The 21,967-nt window shown below is 41.2% G+C and carries 26 protein-coding genes; 21 read left to right on the top strand and 5 right to left on the bottom strand.

From position 1 onward, the window contains the following. Positions 1-406: 406 nt before the first annotated feature. Complete coding sequence (locus RH061_RS14355; protein WP_311071144.1) at positions 407-1,177, top strand: sporulation protein; 771 nt, start codon at positions 407-409, stop codon at positions 1,175-1,177. Between the two features lie 48 nt (positions 1,178-1,225). On the opposite strand, the gene RH061_RS14350 is transcribed toward RH061_RS14355, so the two are convergent. Continuing rightward, a complete protein-coding gene (locus RH061_RS14350) occupies positions 1,226-1,357 on the bottom strand; it encodes a hypothetical protein (RefSeq protein ID WP_285289116.1) in 132 nt (43 codons plus the stop codon). A gap of 181 nt (positions 1,358-1,538) precedes the next feature. Between RH061_RS14350 and deoD the strand changes: the two genes are divergently transcribed. From deoD to RH061_RS14315, 7 genes are all read left to right on the top strand, one after another. Continuing rightward, positions 1,539-2,243, top strand: coding sequence for a purine-nucleoside phosphorylase (gene deoD, locus RH061_RS14345; RefSeq protein ID WP_311071141.1), 705 nt, complete (start codon positions 1,539-1,541; stop codon positions 2,241-2,243). 271 nt (positions 2,244-2,514) lie between these two features. Further along, on the top strand, positions 2,515-3,363 hold the full coding sequence (locus tag RH061_RS14340; protein WP_311071139.1) for a M15 family metallopeptidase: 849 nt from the start codon (positions 2,515-2,517) through the stop codon (positions 3,361-3,363). A 292-nt stretch (positions 3,364-3,655) separates the two neighbouring features. After that, positions 3,656-6,052 carry a heavy metal translocating P-type ATPase gene (locus RH061_RS14335; protein ID WP_311076402.1) on the top strand — a complete coding sequence of 799 codons (2,397 nt, stop codon included), beginning with the start codon at positions 3,656-3,658 and terminating at the stop codon, positions 6,050-6,052. A 27-nt stretch (positions 6,053-6,079) separates the two neighbouring features. Continuing rightward, a complete protein-coding gene (gene copZ / locus RH061_RS14330; protein WP_311071138.1) occupies positions 6,080-6,286 on the top strand; it encodes a copper chaperone CopZ in 207 nt (68 codons plus the stop codon). A 190-nt stretch (positions 6,287-6,476) separates the two neighbouring features. Then, positions 6,477-7,964, top strand: coding sequence for a lmo1851 family serine protease (locus tag RH061_RS14325; protein ID WP_311076401.1), 1,488 nt, complete (start codon positions 6,477-6,479; stop codon positions 7,962-7,964). A gap of 65 nt (positions 7,965-8,029) precedes the next feature. Continuing rightward, positions 8,030-8,944 (top strand): CobW family GTP-binding protein, encoded by a 915-nt coding sequence (locus RH061_RS14320; RefSeq protein ID WP_311071136.1) that lies wholly within the window; start codon positions 8,030-8,032, stop codon positions 8,942-8,944. Positions 8,945-9,116: 172 nt separating this feature from the next. After that, the gene (locus RH061_RS14315) at positions 9,117-9,935 is read left to right on the top strand and encodes a hypothetical protein (RefSeq protein WP_311071135.1); all 819 of its coding nucleotides are present in this window, start codon (positions 9,117-9,119) and stop codon (positions 9,933-9,935) included. A 76-nt stretch (positions 9,936-10,011) separates the two neighbouring features. Here the strand turns inward: RH061_RS14315 and RH061_RS14310 are convergent, their stop codons facing one another. Then, a complete protein-coding gene (locus tag RH061_RS14310) occupies positions 10,012-10,251 on the bottom strand; it encodes a DNA alkylation repair protein (RefSeq protein ID WP_311071133.1) in 240 nt (79 codons plus the stop codon). A gap of 107 nt (positions 10,252-10,358) precedes the next feature. On the opposite strand from RH061_RS14310, the gene RH061_RS14305 reads away from it, so the two are divergent. From RH061_RS14305 to RH061_RS14255, 11 genes are all read left to right on the top strand, one after another. Next, positions 10,359-10,643, top strand: a complete 285-nt coding sequence (locus tag RH061_RS14305) for a hypothetical protein (protein WP_311071131.1) — start codon at positions 10,359-10,361, stop codon at positions 10,641-10,643. A 232-nt stretch (positions 10,644-10,875) separates the two neighbouring features. Next, complete coding sequence (locus tag RH061_RS14300; RefSeq protein ID WP_311071130.1) at positions 10,876-11,202, top strand: rhodanese-like domain-containing protein; 327 nt, start codon at positions 10,876-10,878, stop codon at positions 11,200-11,202. An 11-nt stretch (positions 11,203-11,213) separates the two neighbouring features. After that, entirely contained in the window at positions 11,214-11,477 is a 264-nt protein-coding gene (locus tag RH061_RS14295) for a metal-sensitive transcriptional regulator (protein ID WP_167833712.1), read from the top strand. A 130-nt stretch (positions 11,478-11,607) separates the two neighbouring features. Next, positions 11,608-11,973: a rhodanese-like domain-containing protein gene (locus RH061_RS14290; RefSeq protein WP_311071127.1), complete on the top strand. Its 366-nt coding sequence runs from the start codon at positions 11,608-11,610 to the stop codon at positions 11,971-11,973. A gap of 31 nt (positions 11,974-12,004) precedes the next feature. Further along, complete coding sequence (locus RH061_RS14285) at positions 12,005-12,298, top strand: rhodanese-like domain-containing protein (protein ID WP_311071125.1); 294 nt, start codon at positions 12,005-12,007, stop codon at positions 12,296-12,298. A 202-nt stretch (positions 12,299-12,500) separates the two neighbouring features. Further along, positions 12,501-12,785, top strand: a complete 285-nt coding sequence (locus tag RH061_RS14280) for a hypothetical protein (protein ID WP_311071123.1) — start codon at positions 12,501-12,503, stop codon at positions 12,783-12,785. Positions 12,786-12,958: 173 nt separating this feature from the next. Continuing rightward, the gene (locus tag RH061_RS14275) at positions 12,959-13,924 is read left to right on the top strand and encodes a YncE family protein (RefSeq protein ID WP_311071120.1); all 966 of its coding nucleotides are present in this window, start codon (positions 12,959-12,961) and stop codon (positions 13,922-13,924) included. A 4-nt stretch (positions 13,925-13,928) separates the two neighbouring features. Beyond that, positions 13,929-14,609: a response regulator transcription factor gene (locus tag RH061_RS14270; protein ID WP_311071119.1), complete on the top strand. Its 681-nt coding sequence runs from the start codon at positions 13,929-13,931 to the stop codon at positions 14,607-14,609. Beyond that, entirely contained in the window at positions 14,606-16,009 is a 1,404-nt protein-coding gene (locus tag RH061_RS14265; protein ID WP_311071118.1) for a sensor histidine kinase, read from the top strand. Before RH061_RS14270 ends, RH061_RS14265 begins: the two co-directional genes overlap by 4 nt. Before the next feature lie 100 nt (positions 16,010-16,109). Continuing rightward, positions 16,110-16,580: a FixH family protein gene (locus RH061_RS14260; RefSeq protein ID WP_311071116.1), complete on the top strand. Its 471-nt coding sequence runs from the start codon at positions 16,110-16,112 to the stop codon at positions 16,578-16,580. Positions 16,581-16,975: 395 nt separating this feature from the next. Next, on the top strand, positions 16,976-17,704 hold the full coding sequence (locus RH061_RS14255; protein WP_311071114.1) for a CAP domain-containing protein: 729 nt from the start codon (positions 16,976-16,978) through the stop codon (positions 17,702-17,704). Between the two features lie 43 nt (positions 17,705-17,747). On the opposite strand, the gene RH061_RS14250 is transcribed toward RH061_RS14255, so the two are convergent. Next, positions 17,748-18,221: an Hsp20/alpha crystallin family protein gene (locus RH061_RS14250; RefSeq protein ID WP_311071113.1), complete on the bottom strand. Its 474-nt coding sequence runs from the start codon at positions 18,219-18,221 to the stop codon at positions 17,748-17,750. Between the two features lie 170 nt (positions 18,222-18,391). Here RH061_RS14250 and RH061_RS14245 point away from each other — a divergent pair, with 170 nt between their 5' ends. Further along, on the top strand, positions 18,392-19,171 hold the full coding sequence (locus RH061_RS14245) for an SDR family oxidoreductase (RefSeq protein ID WP_311071111.1): 780 nt from the start codon (positions 18,392-18,394) through the stop codon (positions 19,169-19,171). Between the two features lie 481 nt (positions 19,172-19,652). Further along, positions 19,653-19,817 (top strand): hypothetical protein, encoded by a 165-nt coding sequence (locus tag RH061_RS14240; protein WP_311071110.1) that lies wholly within the window; start codon positions 19,653-19,655, stop codon positions 19,815-19,817. Between the two features lie 44 nt (positions 19,818-19,861). Here the strand turns inward: RH061_RS14240 and RH061_RS14235 are convergent, their stop codons facing one another. After that, a complete protein-coding gene (locus tag RH061_RS14235; RefSeq protein WP_311071109.1) occupies positions 19,862-20,422 on the bottom strand; it encodes a GNAT family N-acetyltransferase in 561 nt (186 codons plus the stop codon). Between the two features lie 275 nt (positions 20,423-20,697). Next, positions 20,698-21,822, bottom strand: a complete 1,125-nt coding sequence (locus tag RH061_RS14230; protein ID WP_311071108.1) for an amidohydrolase — start codon at positions 21,820-21,822, stop codon at positions 20,698-20,700. Positions 21,823-21,967 lie beyond the last annotated feature (145 nt).

The following is a 21,967-nucleotide window of genomic DNA, read 5'->3' as shown; positions in this document are numbered from 1 at the left end:
GTTCTGTAAGAATCTGCCTTTTTATATTTATGCATTAATATAACGGACTGTTGATTTAGACAGATTTTTGAAAAATAAACGGAAAAATTCCGTTTAAATTGGAAAATACCCTTAAATTCCTTGAAAATAAGGGGCGTTTATCCGGTTATTTCTCAAAGTCGTTTGATTTTGTCTTATTTTTAGGAGTTAACCGGAATTTCTCCTGTTATTTCTGCTTCAAAAGGACCCTCTATATACAATATCCGGAATTTCTCCGCTTATGAATTCCCTTACCAACTCAATAACTAACAATTAATGATAAAAGATTTTATATTTGAAAAAAATTCACTTCAGGGTGAAACTCTCTCAATTTTTAAACGTATACATTTATATGAAAGAATTTTGTGAAATCAGGGAGGCAAGGGATATGTCATTTTTTAATAAGGTTTTTGCCAGTGTCGGCATAGGAGCAGCAAGAGTTGATACAAAGCTGGAAAAGGACCGGGTGATGCCTGGAGAAGAAGTGCGCGGTATTGTCGAGATCCGCGGGGGAAACACTGAGCAGAATATCGACGACATCTATTTGAGTTTACATACCACCTATATAAAAGAAGCGGATGACAAAAAGTACACTGCAACAGCCCAAATTGACAAATTCAAGCTTACGCAGTCATTTATCATTAAAGAGAATGAAACCAAGGAAATTCCTTTCTCTTTCAGGCTCCCAATGGAAATGCCATTATCGATGGGCAGGACGAAGGTTTGGGTATCAACGGGGCTTGATATTAAAAATGCAGTAGACCCTAGCGATAAAGATTTCTTGACCGTAGTGCCAAATCAGCTGATGAATGGGGTATTTAATGCGGTTAGCGATCTTGGCTTCCGACTGAGGGAGGCTGACTGCGAACAAGCGCCAAGACATCTCCGCAGAAACATGCCGTTTATCCAGGAGTTTGAATTTGTGCCTTCATCAGGGCCATTTAGAGGTCGATTGGATGAATTGGAAGTGATTTTCTATCCAATTAACGAGAACGAGGTCGAGGTTTTGATGCAAGTCGACCGGAAAGCACGGGGTCTCGGAGGCTTCTTGTCGGAAGCAATGGGTATGGACGAAACATATGTCAGGATGAATATCCATGCATCGGACCTCCCGTCATTAAAACAAAAGCTTCAAAACACTATTGAAAGCTACTGTTAATAATAGAAAGGCGATGAAGCAAGCCAACTGCTGCTTCATCGTCTTTTTTTATCCCTGTTTCTTTCTCCCAGTAGCTGAAAATTCCTTGCCGTGAGCTTCCTGTTCAGCAACGATCGCTTCAGGAGGAATATGATTGTTTTTCTTAGGTGAATTGATTCGATTGCGATGTTTTTTACCCATAGGTCAATCTCCTTTATGTCAATTTTTTGATTCGTCCATCAAAGAATTTTTTGTTTCGGCTTCGGTAAAGCTAGTTCTAGCTTGCCCGTTAACAAAATTGTCATGAGACTGAAGATTTTCCTGCTTATCTATATTGTGGTATAGTTTTGAGGTAGCAACCTATAGGATGGAGGATTATTAAATGAGTGTACATATTGGTGCTAAAGAAAACGAAATCGCAGAAACGGTATTGCTTCCCGGAGATCCATTAAGGGCTAAATACATTGCTGAAACTTTCCTTGAGGACGCAAAGTTATATAATGAAGTTAGAAATATGTTTGGTTACACAGGAACATATAAAGGTAAAAGAATTTCTGTTCAGGGGACAGGCATGGGTGTACCGTCCATTTCAATTTATATCAATGAATTGATGAACAGCTATAATGTCCAAAACCTGATTCGCGTAGGTACATGTGGAGCAATCCAGAAGGATGTTAAAGTCCGTGACGTCATCCTGGCAATGACATCTTCAACTGACTCCCAAATGAACCGTCTTACATTCGGTGGAGTAGATTACGCTCCGACAGCGAACTTTGACTTATTGTACAAAGCATATAATTCAGGTCTTGAAAAAGGTTTGAACCTTAAAGTTGGTAACGTATTCACTGCAGATCAATTCTACAATGATAATGCAGAATTGGAAAAATGGGCACAGTACCAGATTCTGGCGGTCGAAATGGAAACAACGGCTCTCTATACACTGGCTGCTAAATACGACCGCAAAGCCCTTTCAATCCTTACAGTCAGTGACCATATCCTGACAGGAGAAGAGACAACAGCGGAAGAACGTCAAACGACTTTCAACGACATGATCGAGGTAGCACTCGAAGCAGCAATCAAAGAATAAGTATTTGAAAACCCTTTCCTTTGAGGAGAGGGTTTTTACGTGGCGATATATTATTATGACCATTTTAGAATTTAAGGTAAGCAAAAATGGCTTATGACCCGTGTTTATGGACATCTCAAAGAGAGATGCTGAACCCACTCTAATGAGTTTGCAATTTCACAAAACAGGCATAATGATTAAAAAGAATAATGGGAAAAAAGGCCATTCGAAAGTTTGCCGAAAAATGTTAGAATGGTGTTATTGCCTAAAATGTTGAAGATTGGTGGACATAATGAAAAAAATATTGCTGATAATCGCTTTGCCGATTTTATTGACAGGATGCGCACCCATTGAACCGTATCTTGAAAAGATCCCCTATTTGGGAGATAAATTAGTTGGACAAGATGAGCAGGAAGACCATCCGGCTGATGTTAAAGAATCTGAACAAAATTCGGAAACCAATACTCAGGTCGAGGACAAGCCTGCAGAAGAAGACTTGACACTTGAAGCAGCGTATTTCAATGTAGTCCAGCAAACGGATGGGAAGAATGTCATTCAGAACCCACAGAATTCGCTGGCACTTGTCAATAAGATTTTTGGTTTGCCAGATAATTATATCCCGGGAGACTTGGTTCGCCCGAATGTCCCATTTTCTTTTGGAGATGCCAAGCTTGAAAAGAGCCTTATGAGGCAAGAGGCTGCAACAGCCCTGGAAAAAATGTTTGCAGGGGCGAGGAATGACGGGATTGAGCTTGCTGCCGTCTCAGGGTACCGTTCATATGGGAGACAGGAAACTCTTTTTAACGCAGAAGTCAATAAGGTTGGGGAGGAAAAAGCTCTTCAGGCAGTTGCGAGGCCTGGAAGCAGTGAGCATCAAACCGGCTTGACGATGGATATTTCGAGCAAGACCAATAATTTTAATTTGAATGAACAATTCGGCAAGACAAAAGAAGGTGTATGGCTTGCCCATAATGCCCATAAGTACGGGTTTATCCTCAGATACCCAAGGGGTAAAGAAGATCTGACAGGCTATATGTACGAACCTTGGCATTTTCGATATGTTGGCATCAAAGCTGCAACTGAAATATATGAAAATGAATGGACATTGGAAGAGTACTTCGATAATGTGAAGAAAATTTAGTGGGAAGCCTGGCCGAGAAGCCAGGCTTTTTGTATTAGACTCTCATTGCAGCTTTGTTGCTATATCAACTTAGGTTAATACCCACATCTGTGGTTTTTACAGGCCCTGTTTTAAAAAATGTCAAAACTTCATCCGCCATACCAGCATAAACAGTGATATTTTTAACAGTAGTATTTATGGTTAAAGGTAAAATAATAAATATCACAAACTTTATTGTTGATTAATATACTATACAGGGGTATAGTAATAGTAAAGAGGAAATGAAACTTTCAATTGAAACGGGGTGTAGATGATGAAAGAACAAATGACTGTCGACATTACGGGGATGACATGTGCCTCCTGTTCGACAAGGATTGAGAAGGTCCTTAATAAAATGGATGGCGTCGAAGCAACCGTTAACCTTGCGATGGAAAATGCCTCAGTCACATTTGAACCAGAAAAAATCAAACCTGATGATATATTCGACAAAATCAATGATCTTGGCTACGGGGTCAGATACGAAAAAGTGGATTTGGATGTTTTCGGCATGACCTGCGCAGCTTGCTCAACAAGAATTGAAAAAGTGCTCAACAAAATGGACGGAATGGAAGCAGCCACTGTTAACCTTGCAACAGAGTCCGCTTCAGTTGAGTTTAATAGTGCGGTCCTTTCAGCAGAGAAAATCATAGCCAAAATCCAGGATCTTGGCTATGATGCTAAAGAGAAGGTCCAGAGGGAAGCAAAGGCCCAGCAAAAAGAAGAGGAAATAAATGCGAAGAAACGAAAATTATTCATATCCATCCTTTTATCTCTTCCGCTTCTTTATACGATGATTGGCCACGCACCCTGGGATACGGGACTGCCAATGCCGCATCTGTTGATGAATCCGTGGTTCCAGCTGTTATTGGCCACTCCGGTTCAATTCTGGATTGGCGGGCAATTTTATATTGGTGCCTATAAGTCACTCAAGAACAAGAGCGCCAATATGGATGTGCTAGTTGCACTAGGTACATCTGCAGCCTATTTTTACAGCCTTGCTGAAGCATTTAAAACAATTGGAAACCCAGCATATATGCCTCATTTGTATTTTGAAACAAGTGCTGTACTGATAACTTTGATCCTAGTAGGGAAATTATTTGAAGCCCTTGCAAAAGGACGCACGACTGAAGCAATCTCCAAGCTTCTAAGCCTGCAGGCTAAAGAAGCGACTGTCATCAGGGATGGCGAGGAGATTAAACTGCCGATAGAAGAAGTAAGAGTAAATGATATCATTCTCGTTAAACCAGGAGAGAAGATCCCAGTCGATGGCAAGGTTGTATCCGGACAGTCCGCTGTGGATGAAGCGATGATCACCGGAGAATCAATTCCAGTTGAAAAAGCAGCCGGTGACTCCCTAATCGGTGCTACCATCAATAAAAATGGTACTTTGACGATGACAGCAACAAAGGTCGGTAAAGATACCGCTCTTGCAGGAATCATTAAGGTAGTAGAAGACGCCCAGGGCAGCAAAGCTCCAATCCAGCGTGTGGCAGATCAGATTTCTGGAATTTTTGTTCCGATTGTTGTGGCAATCGCGATCGTCACATTCCTTGTCTGGTACTTTGTTATCACTCCTGGCGATTTTGCTTCGGCTTTGGAAACAGCCATTGCCGTCCTCGTCATTGCCTGCCCTTGTGCACTTGGTCTTGCAACTCCGACCTCCATTATGGTCGGAACAGGTAAAGGGGCAGAAAATGGGATCCTTTTTAAGGGTGGAGAGCACTTAGAAGCAACACATAAAATTAATGCTATTGTTCTTGATAAAACGGGAACAATTACTAAAGGGAAACCAAGCGTGACCGACCTTGAAATTTTTGGGGACGATGAAAAGGTCCTTAAATATTTGGTATCTGCTGAAAAAGCATCTGAGCATCCTCTAGCTGAAGCCATTGTGGAATACGGCAACGCAAAAAATATAGAGGTCTTACCTATGGATGAGTTCGCTGCAATACCGGGCCACGGAATTGAAGCAACCATCAGTGGTGAGAAAGTATTTGTCGGAACCAGAAAGCTGATGGGCAAAGAAGGTATCGAATTCGCTCGATATGAAGAAAGGCTTGAGCGACTTGAGACCGAGGGCAAGACTGCGATGATGATCGCGATCAACAATAAAGTAAGCGGGATTGTTGCAGTTGCCGATACAGTAAAAGAAACAGCGAAAACGGCGATTGAAGAGCTCAAATCCATGGGTATTGAAGTGTATATGCTAACTGGTGACAATAGCCGGACTGCTAAAGCAATCGCAGCCCAAGTTGGTGTAGATAATGTAATCGCAGAAGTCCTGCCTGAAGAAAAAGCGAATCATGTCAAAGAACTTCAGCTTCAAGGCAAGAAAGTCGCGATGGTCGGGGACGGCATCAATGATGCACCTGCTCTTGCGCTGGCTGATATCGGTATTGCCATTGGCACAGGGACGGATGTTGCCATCGAGGCTGCTGATGTCACTATTCTCGGTGGTGAGTTGACGCTGATTCCTAAAGCAATATCATTGAGTAAAAAAACAATGCAAAACATCCGCCAAAACTTGTTCTGGGCTCTCGCATACAACTCAGCGGGAATCCCGATTGCTGCCATGGGTCTTCTGGCTCCTTGGGTAGCAGGTGCTGCTATGGCATTCAGTTCAGTTTCTGTAGTGACTAATTCCCTTCGTTTGAAGCGGATTAAGTTATAAATTTAGAATAAGAGAGGAAGATTTCAAATGGAAAAAACAACTTTAAATGTATCTGGAATGACTTGCGGACACTGCGAAAAGGCAGTTAAGAATGCATTGATGGGCGTAGACGGAGTAGCAAGCGTCGTCGTTTCCCTGTCAGAAGGAAAAGCTGAGGTCGAATATGATGCATCAAAAGCAGAAGTAAGCAAATTGAAGTCAGCAGTTGAAGATCAAGGATACGATGTAGAGTAGGAATTCTGATTGGTGGGGTGGAGACCAAACTTTTCACTGCCACCTAAAAAAGAGAGGGTGTCCCAAATTTTGGGACCCCTCTTTTTGCAATACCTATTTTTCTGTTAATTTTACAGCAAAAATGTTATCCTAATCATTAAGGATTTTAAGCTTGATTGGAAAGTGGTGAAAAGGGTTGGATCAGCAGAATATGAATGAAGAAAACAAAGAAGAGCTAAAGGGCCAGGAAAAGGCTGCAGAAACTGAGTCTAAGAATAGTTTTCTTCGGATAAAAAAGTTCCACTTTGCAATGCTGTTGTTTTTTCTAGTCTTTTTAACAGCGGGTATCACTACCTTTGCACTTGCTTTCGGCGAGGACAAGCCAGCGGTGCAGGTAATTAGGGAAAGAGAAGAATTTGCAAAGCTATACGACGCATATGATACTTTGAAAAATGACTATTTCCAGGAAGTCGATCAGGAAAAGCTTATAAATGGTGCGATAGATGGCATGCTTGAATCATTGGATGATCCATATTCAGATTATATGAGTCAAGAAGATGCTAAAAATTTTCATCAGAGCCTATCGTCTTCGTTTGAGGGAATCGGAGCTGAAATCCAGGAGAGAGATGGATTCATTTTCATTGTCACTCCGTTAAAGGGTTCTCCGGCGGAAAAGGCTGGCCTTCAGCCTGAGGACAAGATCATGTCAGTTGACGGGAAAAGTCTACAAGGAATGAGCTCAACCGAAGCGGTGTCACTAATAAGAGGGGAAAAGGGAACGGACGTAAAGCTTTCGATTCTTCGCCAGGGTGGAGAAAAACCGGTGGACGTCACAATAACCCGAGATACAATACCGATTGAAACGGTATATGGAGAAATGCTGGATGGAGGAATTGCGAAAGTCCAGATTACGAATTTCTCGCAAAACACAGCAAACGAACTGGTCAATATCTTGAATGATCTTCAAAAACAAGGGATGAAAGGTTTAATTCTTGATCTCCGCCAAAACCCTGGTGGGCTCTTGGACCAGGCCATAAAAATATCCAGTCTTTTTGTACCTGAAGGTGAGATCCTTTTCCAGGTTGAAGACCGCAAAGGCAATGTAGAGAAATATGCTTCAGAAAATGAAAATAGCCAAAACCTCCCATTAGTCGTGGTCATTGATAAAGGGAGTGCCAGTGCATCCGAGATCCTGGCAGGAGCAGTTAGCGAATCTGCTGGAGTTCCTCTTGTAGGGGAAAAGTCATTCGGTAAAGGGACTGTTCAGCGAGCAGAAGATTTTTCAGACGGATCGAATATGAAGTTCACTACAGAAAAATGGTTGACGCCTAAAGGCAATTGGATTCATAAGAAAGGTATTAAGCCGGACTATGAAGTATCAATGCCGGAATATGCATCATTGCCATTCATCGATCCAGAAGCGGAATTGAAGGAATCAACTGCTTCAGAACAAGTCAAGGCTGCACAGAAAATGCTTAAAGCTCTTGGATTCGATCCAGGACGTGAAGACGGTTTTTATGATGATAAAACCAAGGAAGCTGTGAAGGCTTTCCAAAAATCAAAAGAACTTGAAGAAACGGGTATCCTTAAAGGAAGCTCCACCATAGAATTAATGAATGCTTTACGTGAACAAATCAAAAATGACGACCCGCAGATTCAAAAAGCACTTGAAGTGTTAAAGCAGGAAATGAATAAATAAAAGGCGGATCTCCAGCATTTGCTGGAGATTTTCCATATTACATAGAAAAGATAGGCGGATATGAAATGAAAAAAACAGAGGTTTACATTTTGTCAGGTTTCCTTGGCACTGGTAAAACAACATTGCTCAAACAAATTTTACAGCATGAAAAAGATAGCGGACGAACAATTGCCGTTATGATGAACGAGCTTGGAAGTGTTTCGATCGATTCAGATGCTGTTGATACAGATGTTCCCCTGAAAGAGCTTTTGGGAGGATGTATTTGCTGTACAATCCAGGATAAATTAGAATCCCAGCTTCAGGGATTGTTATTTGACCATGAGCTCGATGCGATTTATATAGAGACCACAGGTGCGGCTCATCCGGTTGAGGTTTTGGATGCTGTCCTGTCACCATTATTTGCGGACAAGCTTGCAATCAAAGGGATCATCACAACAGTTGATGGGATTCAGTGGCTCAATAGGGCAACATTGGACCCACAAGTGCATCAGCTCTTGCTTGAGCAAGTGAAGCATGCTGACCTCATCATCGTTAATAAGTCAGATCTTCTCAATGAAGCCGAAAAGGCAAAAATCAACCTGGACATCCAAGGGCTTAATTCTCAAGCTAAATGTATCTTAAGTACCTATTCGAAAGTGCCCATGAAACTGCTTCAAGAATTGGCGTATACCGAAAAAGCTAAAAGTCCTGGGGCGCATGTACAGGCTGATTTGAGGCTAAGCACGTTTGTTCATCAATTCAAAGGCTCCATCAGCCACGAGCGTTTTGAAGACTTTTTGAGGGCGCTGCCCGATTCGATTTATCGGATAAAAGGGTATGTATTATTTGACCATTCTCAATATCCAGATCTCTTCCAGTATTCTTATGGGATGCCTTTATATATGAAGGAGTATATGAAAATGCCGCTCAATCTCGTTTTTATCGGCCAGGTAACAGACTGGAGCCTTTTAGGACAACAGCTGACAGACCTTGAAAAGTAAGTTCATCACCAATTTACCCAGCTAATGCTGGGTTTTTTGTTTGCTTTAAAGTGAGGTCATCTGAATAGCAGGAAGCAAAAAAGCAAAAACTTTCATGTAGCATATTTTTGCTCAGTTGGAATTCAGCAAAGTAATAAGAAAGATTAAGCCAAGTGAAAAAGAGTTGATCAAAATGAAATTATTGATAATGGCAATTTTCATTCTTTCCATATCTGGGAACAGCGTAGAAGCCAAGAAAAATTCGAAAATGGATCAGATTAAAATGATGCAGTGGGAAGAAGTGAATGAAATTCTTCCAAAGTATAGCAAGTTCACAGTTGTCGATTTGGAAACAGGGATGAAATTCCGTGTCCAAAGGAGAGCAGGCAGCAACCATGCAGATGTACAGCCTTTAACTTCAAAAGATACTGCCATCATGAAAAAGATTTATAATGGTAAGTGGAGCTGGAAGCGGAGGGCTATTATTGTCATCTCGGAAGATGGGAAAATCGCAGCCTCAATGCATGGAATGCCACATGGCGGAGGAGCTTTGAAAAATAATTTTCCAGGTCATTTTTGCATCCATTTTTATGGAAGCACGACACATAGGACAAACTTTATGGACCTTTCCCATAAATTGATGATCCTTAAATCAGCGGGCAAACTTGAAGGATATCTCGAACAGACGGATCCTTACGACCTAGTCAACGCCTATATTGCCGGGCTAAAACAGCAGGACCGTAACATCGTTTCTTTAGTCTCACTTCAAGATCTCGAATGGGAGAATCTCTTGTATAAAATAGAAAATATCAGGATTTCCCGCATGGAAGTATTACCTGCGGAAGATGTTGGAGATCAGTTGAGTCTTACTGTTCCTGTCGAGGTTAATTTGCAGCTAAAAGGGACTGGCGGAAAGAACTTTACAGGTAAAGTCCTTCTTGTGAGGTACATGCCAAATGAACAATGGCGAGTGGATTCAGTAAAGTTTTTTGAGGAAGTAGGAATAAGGTAAGCAATTGAAAAAGCTTGAGAAAATCTCAAGCTTTTTATCATAGGTGATCGGGCTCCTGTTTGTGCTTTGCTAATCGTTAACTTTCCCCAAATTTAGCAAAAGTCTTTTCATCCTCAACTAGTCCACAGGCTGCACATTGTATTTTCAGTTTTGGACCCTTGTATGGCAGGTGGAAAGGTTCAAGTTGATCATTTGAATATTGCTCCACAATTTCACCTGATTGCGGATTCAATTTTACAGGTTGCGGTACTTGGGAAATCATATTGAATCTTGTCCTGTTCGTCTTGCAATTAGGGCATCGATAAGGTTTACTCATAGCTATTCTCCTTTAAAGGTATTTACCGTATTTTTTGCATTATCAGCCTGAAATATGTAAATATACTAATAAGGGTTTATTAGGATTTAAAAGCAGGGGGCTCCAGGATGCAAGCAATGGATTTTGAAAAGTTACTTGATGAATACAGGACTATATGGAACAATCGAAAACTGCAATCCGATCAGGTACCGGAAGAAATACTTAAAGAAGCGATAAGCAGAGATTTGAAGGATGAGAATTCACATCCGAGAGCAAGAAAGACATTAATGGTTAAATACTACCTTGCCACTAAAAGAATAATAGAGTCCTCTTTGCCAACTGAGAGTAAAATCATGCTGATTCAGCTTCATATGGAAATAGCAGAATCAATCCAAGCCGGAGCTGTAAAATAAAAGATCGTGTAATACACAGCGCGTAAGCGGAAAATTGGCATTTGAATACTGATGTACTTGATCCAAAAATGATATAGAATGATTAAAGAAGTAAGGGATTCTTGCTTCTTTTTTTGCTTTTAATAAAATGTCAAAAAATATTTCTTCCACTATTGATTTTATACCCCGTATGGTATACAATTAGTATTGTAAGTTCAGTAATGAACAAGTTATAACAAGAGGTGAAGAGTAGTTGCTCACAACTTTAATCATCAGTCTCCTTTTGATCACCTTAGTTTTCAACCGTTATGTTCCAGTCAGGAACCTGCCGGCTGTAAAGGAATATGAAAAGGATGCAGTTTTTGTCGATCTGCGAGATTATCAGGATTCTGCCAAGAACCCGATAAATGGCGCAATTAATATTCCATGCGGATATTTGAAAAGATATATTAAAGAAATTCCTGACAGGCACATCGTCATCATTGCCTCTAATGAATTAGAAAAGAACTTTGGTGCAAGATTGCTGAAAAAATATGGTTACAATGTTAAAGGATATACAATTACTGGTCCATCACAATAGGAGGTGGCAAGGTGGAGTACAATAAAGAAATTGTCAATCGCTTGAAGAGGATCGAAGGACAAGTAAGAGGAAGCATCCGACTGCTCGAAGAACAGGAAGAATGCAAGTCGGTCGTAACGCAATTGTCAGCAATCCGTTCTGCAGTTGACCGTACGATTGCTTTGGTTGTCAGCAAAAATCTTGAACAATGCTTGATCAGTGATCTGCAAGAAGGCAGAGAAACGTCCCAGGCTGTAAATGATGCCGTGGAATTGCTTGTTAAGAGCAGAAAATAATGCTTTTCTGTTCTTGACAAGTTGATTTTTGTCACATAAAATACCCTTATGGGTATATGTGATGCGCAAGCTTCACACGCCAAGAAATCATGAATTAAATTAAAAAATGAAGAAAAAGAGGTGCCTACGGATGGATGTAGTAATTAATGTATTGATCGTTGTGCTGGCGGCAGCTTTCTTATGGAGTCGTTTGGCTCCAACAAAGGGAGTTAATCAAATCACCACAGCACAATTAGGTGAAATGATGAAATCAAAAAAGGCTGGAGTGCAATACGTTGATGTAAGGACTCCTGGAGAATATAAAGGGAATCACATTAAAGGGTTCAAGAATATTCCATTGCAACAGCTTGGTAACCGTACAGGAGAGCTTTCACAGGATAAGGATGTAGTTGTCATTTGCCAGAGCGGTATGCGCAGCAGCCAGGCAAGTAAGTTGTTGAAAAAAGCTGGATTCAAAAATGTAACGAATGTTAAGGGCGGAATGAGCGCCTGGTAATGAATGATAAAGTCATAAGGAGGAAAATATAATGCGTCAGATGACACCAACAGAAGTGCTAAATGGATTAGGTTCAATTGAATTTGAAGTTGTAGATGTACGTGAAGTAAGTGAAGTAGCTGAAGGGAAAATTCCTGGAGCGATTCATATTCCGCTAGGCCTGCTTGAATTCAGGATGAATGAATTAGACAAGAACAAGACTTACGTAATGGTCTGCCGTTCGGGCGGCCGCAGTTCCAGGGCATCTCAATTCCTGGAATACTATGGCTATAACGTGATCAACATGCAAGGCGGCATGATGGCATGGACGGGTCCAACTGAATAACCCCCCAATAGAGATGGCGAAAGCTGTCTCTATTTTTTTGAAACAAACTAGGGGAGTTAGCAAATGTTAGTCCAGCAGGTGAATACGAAATAATAGTCAGAAGAATCCAGGAAATGTCGAAATATGCTTGCTTGTTTTCAACTTAATTCGTACACTAATAGTAAAGTGAATATTTCGACAATTAGTGGCGAGGAGGATTCTAATGTCTGGTATTAGCACCGTGAAGTTGGAACTTGTTCGAGAAGTTGTGCATGTCGAAGGGATCCTGGACTTGCTTATTAAAGGATGCTGGGTAGAGGAAAATGATAATCGTTGTACAGTATCCCATGGGCAAATTGAATTCACTGGGGGATTCCATGATTCTTACTTCAAAATAATCCTGCAGGATAAAGAACTCCTAATTGAATCAGATAGCCCATGGGAACTTGAAGTACTTTCTGAAGAATTGAAGGAAATCGCCGTTAAAAAAGAAATGATCATCAAATGACAATTTACATAATTCATTGACTTGCCGCTCATGTCGGCAAGTTTTTTCTTTTTTGCAAAACTCTCTTCAAAAACTTTGTTCCTTTTTAAAAGCCGTCTCGTTCGATTTCATAGAAATATCACAAATTAGAGCTATAATAATGTGAGATAATCGTGAGAGAAAAGGAGTTAATCATGAAGTGGATTTATATAATCGCTATAGCAGCTTTCACTGTTTTGTTATCTGCCTGTTCTTTTGAATCATTTGAATCTGTACCAAAAGATTCTTCCATTATATCGACCATAAATATCAAAGAAATGACAATATCTTTTTATGATATGGAAAAAGGTGAAAAGTTACCAGACTGGAAGGTTGACCGCCCGTACATTGGAGGACTGATCCTTCCTGACAACGATACGATATTGCTTTATGGCAAGTCTCTGGATACTGCTGATTTGTATTCGTTGAGTAAAGGGGAGAAGATTGAATCCTGGAAAACGGGAACGGGAATCGTGAATGCCCTATTGGTAGAGGATGGAACGGAGATCGCGTTTGCAGACCAGGATAGGGATAGTGTCCGATTTTACAATATTGAAGGAACGGAAGTGGATGAAGTAAAGGTTGAAAAAGACCCGCTGACACTTCTCGAGGCCGAGGAAAAGCTTTATGCCATCAGCTATAATCAAGAAATGTTAAGCATAATTGACTCGAATAATAAAAAACGGCTTCCAGGATTTAAAATCCATCCTGCAGCAGCAGGTGCGTTAATGTGCAGGGAGAAAGACGAGCTTTGGATTGGCGGGCATGGGAAAGGAACGGAAGTTGAAGAGTTGATTCACATCTATGACCTAAAGAATGGACGTTTGATTAAAGAGATTTCAGCTCCTGTCATGCCAGTGGATTTCACCAAGGACGAAGATGATATATTTGTCTTGAGCCATGGTTCAAATATGCTGTATAAATTGGGTGAGGACGGAAAAAAGAAGGGCTCATTGAAGGTTGGGGCAAATCCGTTCGAAATTGATTTTTTCGCGGATAAACTCATCGTTGCCGGTTATGACAGCAACGAGGTATATATCATCGATCCGGAAAGCCTATCCATAGAGAAAACACTTAAAGTTGGAAATGGTCCATTTCAAATCGTGACGAGGGAGAGATAGCAGGATGAATCCCATAAAAGTTTTAATCATAGACGACGAAGAAGATATGCGCAATCTTGTACAAATGTATCTTGAAAATTCCGGGTTCAAATGTGTCCACGCCGCAGACGGTGTAGATGGATTAAGAAAACTGCAGGAACAAGACTTTGACCTAGTCATTCTTGATATTATGATGCCTTTTGAGGATGGCTTTGCTGTTTGCGGAAAGATCAGGACTTTTTCACAGGTACCGATCATCTTCCTTTCAGCTAAAGGTGAAGAGTGGGATAAAGTAAAAGGGCTCCAGCTCGGGGGAGATGATTATATAGTCAAGCCTTTCAGTCCGGGCGAGCTTGTGGCGAGAATCAATGCATTGTTAAGAAGGACGTCTTTTGTCAAGAATGATGAAGATACAATGACTCTGGGTAAAATTAACATCGATAAGAAGGGAAGAAGAGTCAGTGTGGAAGGGAATAATGTTCCGCTTACCCTCAAAGAGTTTGAACTGCTCGTTTTTCTGGTTCAGCACCAGGGCCAGGCCCTAAGCAGGGAGCAGTTGCTGGAATTTGTCTGGGGCATGGATTACCATGGCAGCTTGAGGACTGTCGACACACACATTAAAACGCTGAGGATGAAACTTGGAACAGGAGACTATATTCAAACCATCTGGGGTGTAGGGTATAAATTCGAGGTGCCGGCAACATGATTTCATTTTCTGACAGCCTGTTTAAGAAACTGTGGCTGACGGTTACCGCCACCATACTGGTAACTGTATTGTATTCCTTTTTTTTATCCTATCTATTTTATGAAAAACTATATGTCGATATAGTTGAAGATTCACTTATAGAAGAAGGTTACCGCCTGGCGAGTGACTATTCAGGCGGTCCATTGACAGAAGAAATGAAGGAGCAGGTAGAATGGTATAATGAAAAGTCGGAGTCTGAAGTATTTCTTGTCAGTAACCCAAAGGAGTTAAGCGCCTGCCTCCCTTATTCAATCGATTATGAAACCTTGATCGGGAAGGAAGAGCGTGAACAGCTTCTAAGTGGTGAACCGGTGATGAAATCGGGTTTTGAGGAGAGGTTTGGAAGGAAGATCCTTGCAGTGGCCATTCCTCTTCTTGACAATAACCGGCTTGAAGGCATCATTTATTTATACGTTCCCCTTGCTAAAATTTCCGAGCTAACCGTGGATTTCTCTTTTTTATGGCTGATTGGCGGAGTGCTGTTCATTATCATTGCCGCTTTCCTTGGGTTTAAAATGCTCCGCAAGCTAACCAGGCCTCTTGCTGCCATGAAGGAGGCAGCCGAAAGGGTATCTGGAGGAGATTATTCCGCACGTGTTAATATAAAATCTAAAGATGAAATTGGTCAGCTGGCTAAAGCCTTCAACCATATGTCCGAGTCCGTTCAAAAAGAAGATGAGAAGAAGAGGGAATTCCTTGCTGATGTTTCTCATGAACTGCGGACTCCTATCAGCTATATAAAAGGCTATAGCGAGGCACTGGAAGCAGGTTTGATAAAAGAGCCTGATGAGAAAAATAAATATTTAAAGCTGATTAACAGGGAATCTGGCAGAATGGTAAAGCTCGTTGAGGATTTGCTTGATTTATCAAGACTGGACGCAGATGAATATAGTTTAATAAAAAGCCCTTTCCCGCTGGCACAGCTCATTGAAGATTTTATTATCAAGTACGGTCCAGCCCTGGATGAAAAGAAGATCAGCCTAACACTTAATCTTGATCCGGATATCATCGTTAATGGTGATGAAGGAAGACTCGAACAGATCTTCCAGAATCTCATTGACAATGCGATCCGCTATACCGAAAGTGGCGGCAGGATTTCCATCGGACTTTTAAAGCATGCATATGGCTGTAAAGTCCAAATTGAAGACACTGGGACTGGAATACCAGAAGAGGATATCAATAAGCTGACTGAACGTTTTTACAGGGTGAATAAGGCAAGGTCAAGAGCCGACGGGGGTACAGGTTTGGGTCTGGCGATTGTTGATAAATTAGTTAAGCTGCATGATGGTAAAATGGAAATATCAAGTGAGCTAGGAAATGGCACGACCATCACTCTCTATTTTCCAGCCGTGGAATTATAGAGACAGGGTTCTTAAACGTGATTAAACTGGTCCTCACGAAGAAGTCTATGCAGTTTTATGCAGAACAAGATTTTCACAAATTTATTTAAGGGGTATAAGAATGAAACGATTGTTGGTAATGTTATTGGCAGTATGGGCAGGTCTGATTATGACAGGATGTTCTCAGCAGGAAGTGGAAGAGGAACCGCAGTTTTTAGAAGTTAAGCTGACAGCAAATCCTGAAAAAGCACAATTGAATGAAGAAATCACTTTTGAGGCGAAGGTTACTTATGGAACAGAGGAAGTAGAGGACGCAGACGAAGTGAAATTTGAAATCTGGCGTTCACAGGCAGAAGAACACGAGAAAATTGTGATAGAACACGATCAAAACGGAATTTATCGTTTGAATAAATCCTTTGAGGAAGAAGGTACCTATTATATTATTGCTCACGTGACTGCCAGAAGTATGCATAATATGCCAAAAATCGAATTTGTTGTGGGCAGTCCGAGTGAGCCAGAAGAAGAGGGTAAATCCACTGAAATGGATATGGATAATCAAGATACAGATTCTGAGGATCAGCATGGGCACTAAAAAGGAAAGCGGCGATTGCCGCTTTTTTTCATTTATTCATTGTCTATGTATGGCCAACTGGCATGTAATATATCTTAATGATTGTCATATTGTCGAAAAAATTGTCATGAAACATGTCCGGAAAAAAAGTTGTCAATAACTTAATTCTTCCTTATTTTTGTGTAACTGGTCTTTCGAAACTAAAAAGGAAAAAATTGAAAATATAAAAGAACCGATTCTATTAGTGTAAAAACTCTTTTAAACATTGGTATTTTGCCTAACAAGCAAATAATTTTCTAAATTACTTTTCATAGAATAATAGTTTTTCCTGTATATTCCAGGTTTATTACAAAAAACGCATGATATGATTAGTGTGCAAGAGAGAGACAAACTAAATTTTCGGGAGGAATTCGAGAATGAAAAAGAAAATGATTTTAACAGCTTTTGCTGCTGCGGCTTTATTCGCTGCGAATCCAGCGATGGATAAGGCAGATGCATCTACTATAGAATCAAAGGTTTACTATTATCAAAATGGGAATTTAAGTAATGAACAAATCAATTCTATTCTACAAAAGTATTTTAAAAACTATCAATTCTCATGGAAACAAGCACAGCCAGCTGACACTAAAGTTCAGGAGCCTGTTAAAACTCCAGAACCAACGACAGTTCAAGAGCCTGTAAAAGCTCCAGCTCCAGCTCCTGCACCAGTTCAGGAACCAGCTAAAGCACCTGCTCAAGAACCAGCTGCAGCTCCAGTTTCTTCAGCAGTTAGCGCTTATGAGCAAAAAGTGGTCGAGTTGACAAATCAAGAGAGAGCAAAGAACGGTTTAAAACCACTTGCTCTTGATACAGAACTAAGTAAAGTAGCAAGGGAAAAATCACGTGATATGCAAAGCAAAGGCTATTTCAGCCATACAAGCCCAACTTACGGTTCACCTTTTGATATGATGAAGAAGTTCGGGATCTCTTATCGTTCAGCTGGTGAAAACATCGCTATGGGTCAGCGTACCCCAGAAGAAGTAGTAAATGCATGGATGAACAGTTCAGGTCACCGTGCGAATATCCTGAACTCAAGCTATACACATATTGGTGTTGGACATGTAGCAACAGGTAACTATTGGACTCAAATGTTCATTGGAAAATAATAAAAGAAAAAGAGCAGCCAGTTGGCTGTTCTTTTTTTTGAGATCATTTTGATATGTCGATTTCAGCAAATTGCAGATCGACCATTTTTTGTAGCCTTAATTCCAGTACGCCATCCCGGTAGTTTGCTGCAGCTCCCTTACGCTTAACAGTTGCAGGCAGCACGAGTGTGTGTTTATCTGAAAGATCAGGTATGTGCTCGACAATTACCTGGTTTGAAGTATAGAATAGTTTCATTTGTTTTAACATGGCTTCATCTTTCAGCGGCAGCCTTACAAAAACAAAATCATGAGTTTCAAACATTTCTGCATTTAGTCCGGTCTCCGGCTGGCCTGGATGTGGTGCACTTTGCTGCTGCATCCCTTTAAGCCATTCTTCAGGCTTTAACATTCCTTGCATATTTGGCTGCAGCATCTTGCCCATCATTTGCTGGACATAATTTTCAATTTCATCTGGCTTCATTTCCAAAAACTTTTTCTGCGTATTTCGGTCGAACGGCAATAGATTCCAAGGAAACAACTATATCCCGCCTTTCAAGCAGCCCATCTTCGATATGAATATTATATGCAGGCAGCGGCCCAGCGGTTAAAGTCTGATGATGTTGAGGTAAAAAAGGTTAAAAGTTGCAAAACAGCTTGCTTCTTTTTAGTATAGGGATAAGTAATCTAATGAAGATGAGGGGTACAGTTGTGGAAAATAAAACTGCTTTGATAACCGGAGGTGCCACCGGTTTAGGGAGGCGGACAGCACTGCAGCTTGCTGCCGAAGGAATAAACATAATCATCAATTATCGTAACAGCAAAATAGAGGCTGAACAGCTTGCGAAGGAATTATCGGAAAAATTCAACACAAAGAATATTTGTGTTCAGGGAGATATCACAAACTATGCTGACTGTAAGAACATTGTTTCTCAGGCCCTGAATGTATTCACTGCTATAGATATAGTCGTCCATAATGCTGGCCCATACATTTCTGAAAGAAAAAAAATGGCTGATTATCAGGTCGATGAATGGAGCTACTTGATCAATGGCAATCTAAATGCCGTTTTCTATTTATCAAATTTGCTTATACCTTCAATGAGGGAACGGAAGTGGGGAAGAATCATTACAATTGGCTTCGACAGAGTGGAGTCGGCACCTGGGTGGATTTACCGGTCTGCCTTCGCGGCAGCGAAGTCAGGGTTGGCTTCTTTGACGAAGACACTCGCACTTGAAGAAGCAGAACACGGCATCACAGCCAATATGGTTTGTCCAGGTGACATAATAGGCGATTGGAAGGAAAGAGCAATAAGCGAATCCTTGAGTGCCGAGGACTCTTCGGTGCCAGTTGGCAGACCAGGAACAGGGGAAGATATATCAAGGGTAATAAGCTTCCTTGTAAATAGTGATTCCAGCTTTATAACGGGAAGCATCATCCCTGTCACGGGAGGAAAAGATGTGCTCGGAAAAGCATTTCGGGAAAATTTGTAGAAACGCCACCATGGCGTTTTTTTTATTGTATATGAAAATTACAAAAGTATTTTTGTTTGGATAACTCCATATGGGTATCTTAATCCAGCTCCAGCGCCTAGCCCCTTGAGACGCTTGTCTAGTTTCGCCTCCTAGAAACTCCGAAACTTCAACTCCGCCGGCAGAAGCAAAAAGCGCTTCTTTGTCGGAGTCTCCAGTTTCTGCGTTTCTGGGCAGTCGGCTACACATTTCGATTTCGGTCCTGCCATTGAAGTCAAAGAACGACTACACTGTCAGGCCCTCCAGCGCTTGTCGGGGCTGGACAAGGCGCTTCCGCTTTTTGTTCTTTGGCGTGTGAACCCATTCGCTGGTGACTGTGAGTTTGAGGAGTTTGTTTGAATAACATGAAGCTCGTTGGGAAAACTATTAACAATATAAAGGGAATTGTATCGAATTATCTAACTATTGATAGTATTCAGTTTACTTCTGTGGGGTGATGAAAATGGGAATAGGTTTTAACATGAATAGGATCAATCCAAATCAGACGCAGGTTTTCTTTGAGGATGGACGTTATGAAACATTGACGGATGCTGAGCTTGAAGTATTCCTGTCTGAGGCTGCCTTATCGGAGCATGATGTAATAAATGGGCAGGATTTGGTGAATTAGAAAACGCCCTGTACATTTACAGGGCGTCTGTATAGTTTAATGAATTATGCCTCCAGCAATTGGGCGGCTTCTTCTTCCTGGACACCAGACCTTTTTAGGTATAGTGTATATTGGTCTTTTGGAATTTCATACAAGTCATAAATATCCTCGATAGCATTAAGCTGTTCATAAATATTCTTCCGCGTTTCATTCGCTTTTACCACATAAGGGAGCTTTTCTGCTGCTTTTATTGAGCGAATATTCACTTTCCTGATGCGCATGAAGATCGTTTCAATCCCTAGTTCATAAAATAATTCCTGGAAGAATGCATCCTTGGCCAATGTATTATATCCTTTGCCATGGAATGGTTTTCCCAGCCAGGTACCCAGGAAGCCGGCTCCTTCCTGGATGTCATAAAGATTGATAGTACCGATCGGGGCTCCCCATTCATCGAGAATGGTGCGGGATATCAATTCCCCTTGCTCTTCGGCTTCCATTGTTTGCTTTGTGACAAATACGAATTCTTCATATGAATATGCCTTCTGGCGCACAAAAGGGAAGACCTCCGGATGCGCCATCAGCTCAAATAATTCATGGCAATCATGCAGATCGCGTTTTTTGAGCATTTTGTATCCCTCCACGCAGGGCAGTCCTATCCCGTGCGAATGTAACTACACGGCCACCCTCGAAATTTTTTGTAAGTTGCTAAAAAATTTCGGGGTGGGAATCGAACCCACTAGAACCAGGATACTGGTGGCGCACCATTTGCCTTCCCTAATCACTTTGCTTTATGAAATTTTATTTCCAAGAAGTATAATACAGGATATCTTCAAAAAAGAAAATAGGTTTTTTAACCTTTTTTTCTGCGTTTTTTTTGCCAAAAATCTACATCAATTTTCGACTAAACACGGCAGGCGAATTTCCCATCGATCATAGTCCATAGGGGCTTAGCACTGAAGTGGAATGGGTGGTGACTCCAAAGGACCAAATCAGCGTCTTTACCTGGCTCAATACTACCGACACGATCATCAACTCTCAGGTTCCTTGCAGGCAATATCGTGATTCCTTCGAGCGCTTTCTGCTCTGATAATCCTTCCCTGACTGCGATAGCCGCACAAAGATTCAAATATTGGATTGGAGTGTAAGGGTGATCAGTTGTGACTGAAACTTCAACACCATGCTCAGTCAACTCCTGATAGGTTTTCCAGCTCTTGTTCTTCAGTTCCACTTTTGACCTGCGGGTGAGTGTTGGCCCCACTGACACTTTTAAATTGAGCCCCGCCAACTCTTCGGCAATCAAGTGGCCTTCAGTACAATGCTCGATCCGCAAATCGAGGTTGAATTCTTCAGCAAATCTGATCGCTGACATAATATCGTCAGCTCTGTGGGCATGGATCCTTACGGGGATTTCCCTGTTCAACGCTTTTATGATTGGTTTGATCCTTAAGGATTCCGGGTTTTCGGCATTCATAGCCTCATAAAAAGCTTCCCTTAACATTCCCATGATCCCCATACGTGTGATTGAATCTTTGTTTCCCATACTGTGGATTCTTTTCGGATTTTCTCCTAACGCAATCTTAAGACCCGCAGTTTCCTGGATAACCATATTTTTAATGTTCTTTCCGGCCGTTTTGATGACAGATGTAGTCCCGCCTATTACGTTGGCACTCCCTGGCATGACATGTGCAGTGGTAATACCATATTTAAGTGCATCGCTAAATGCAGGGTCGAGTGGATATACCCCGTCAATCGCCCGGACATGGGGACTCATCGGCTCAATTGTTTCGTTGGCATCATTTCCGGCCCATCCTGTCCCTTCATCATAAAGGCCAAGATGGGTGTGGACATCGATGAAGCCTGGAAGCAAATAGTTATTATTACACTCAATAACTTCCATCCCAGGCTCAATCGGTATATCAGGTCCGATTCTGATTATCTTTCCATTTCTTATAAGAACATCACAATTTGAGCTTGGCTCAGCTGTGATTGGCATTACATTCGCATTCTTAAGCAGTATCCTGTTCATTTTCCATCCTATCCTGAATTTATTTTCTTGCACATTGGCAAGAAGTCAAGGTTTCTTTTCTTTTCATTATAATGAAAAAGTCCCCCATTAATGAAACTTTTTTACATCTTCTTCGTAAAGTTAACTATAAGAGTATTGGAGGGAG

Origin of the sequence: Mesobacillus jeotgali, assembly GCF_031759225.1 — a bacterium.
GTDB lineage: Bacteria > Bacillota > Bacilli > Bacillales > Cytobacillaceae > Mesobacillus > Mesobacillus jeotgali_B.
Note: the sequence above shows the minus strand (reverse complement) of the source record. Positions and strands in the feature narration are given on the sequence as shown.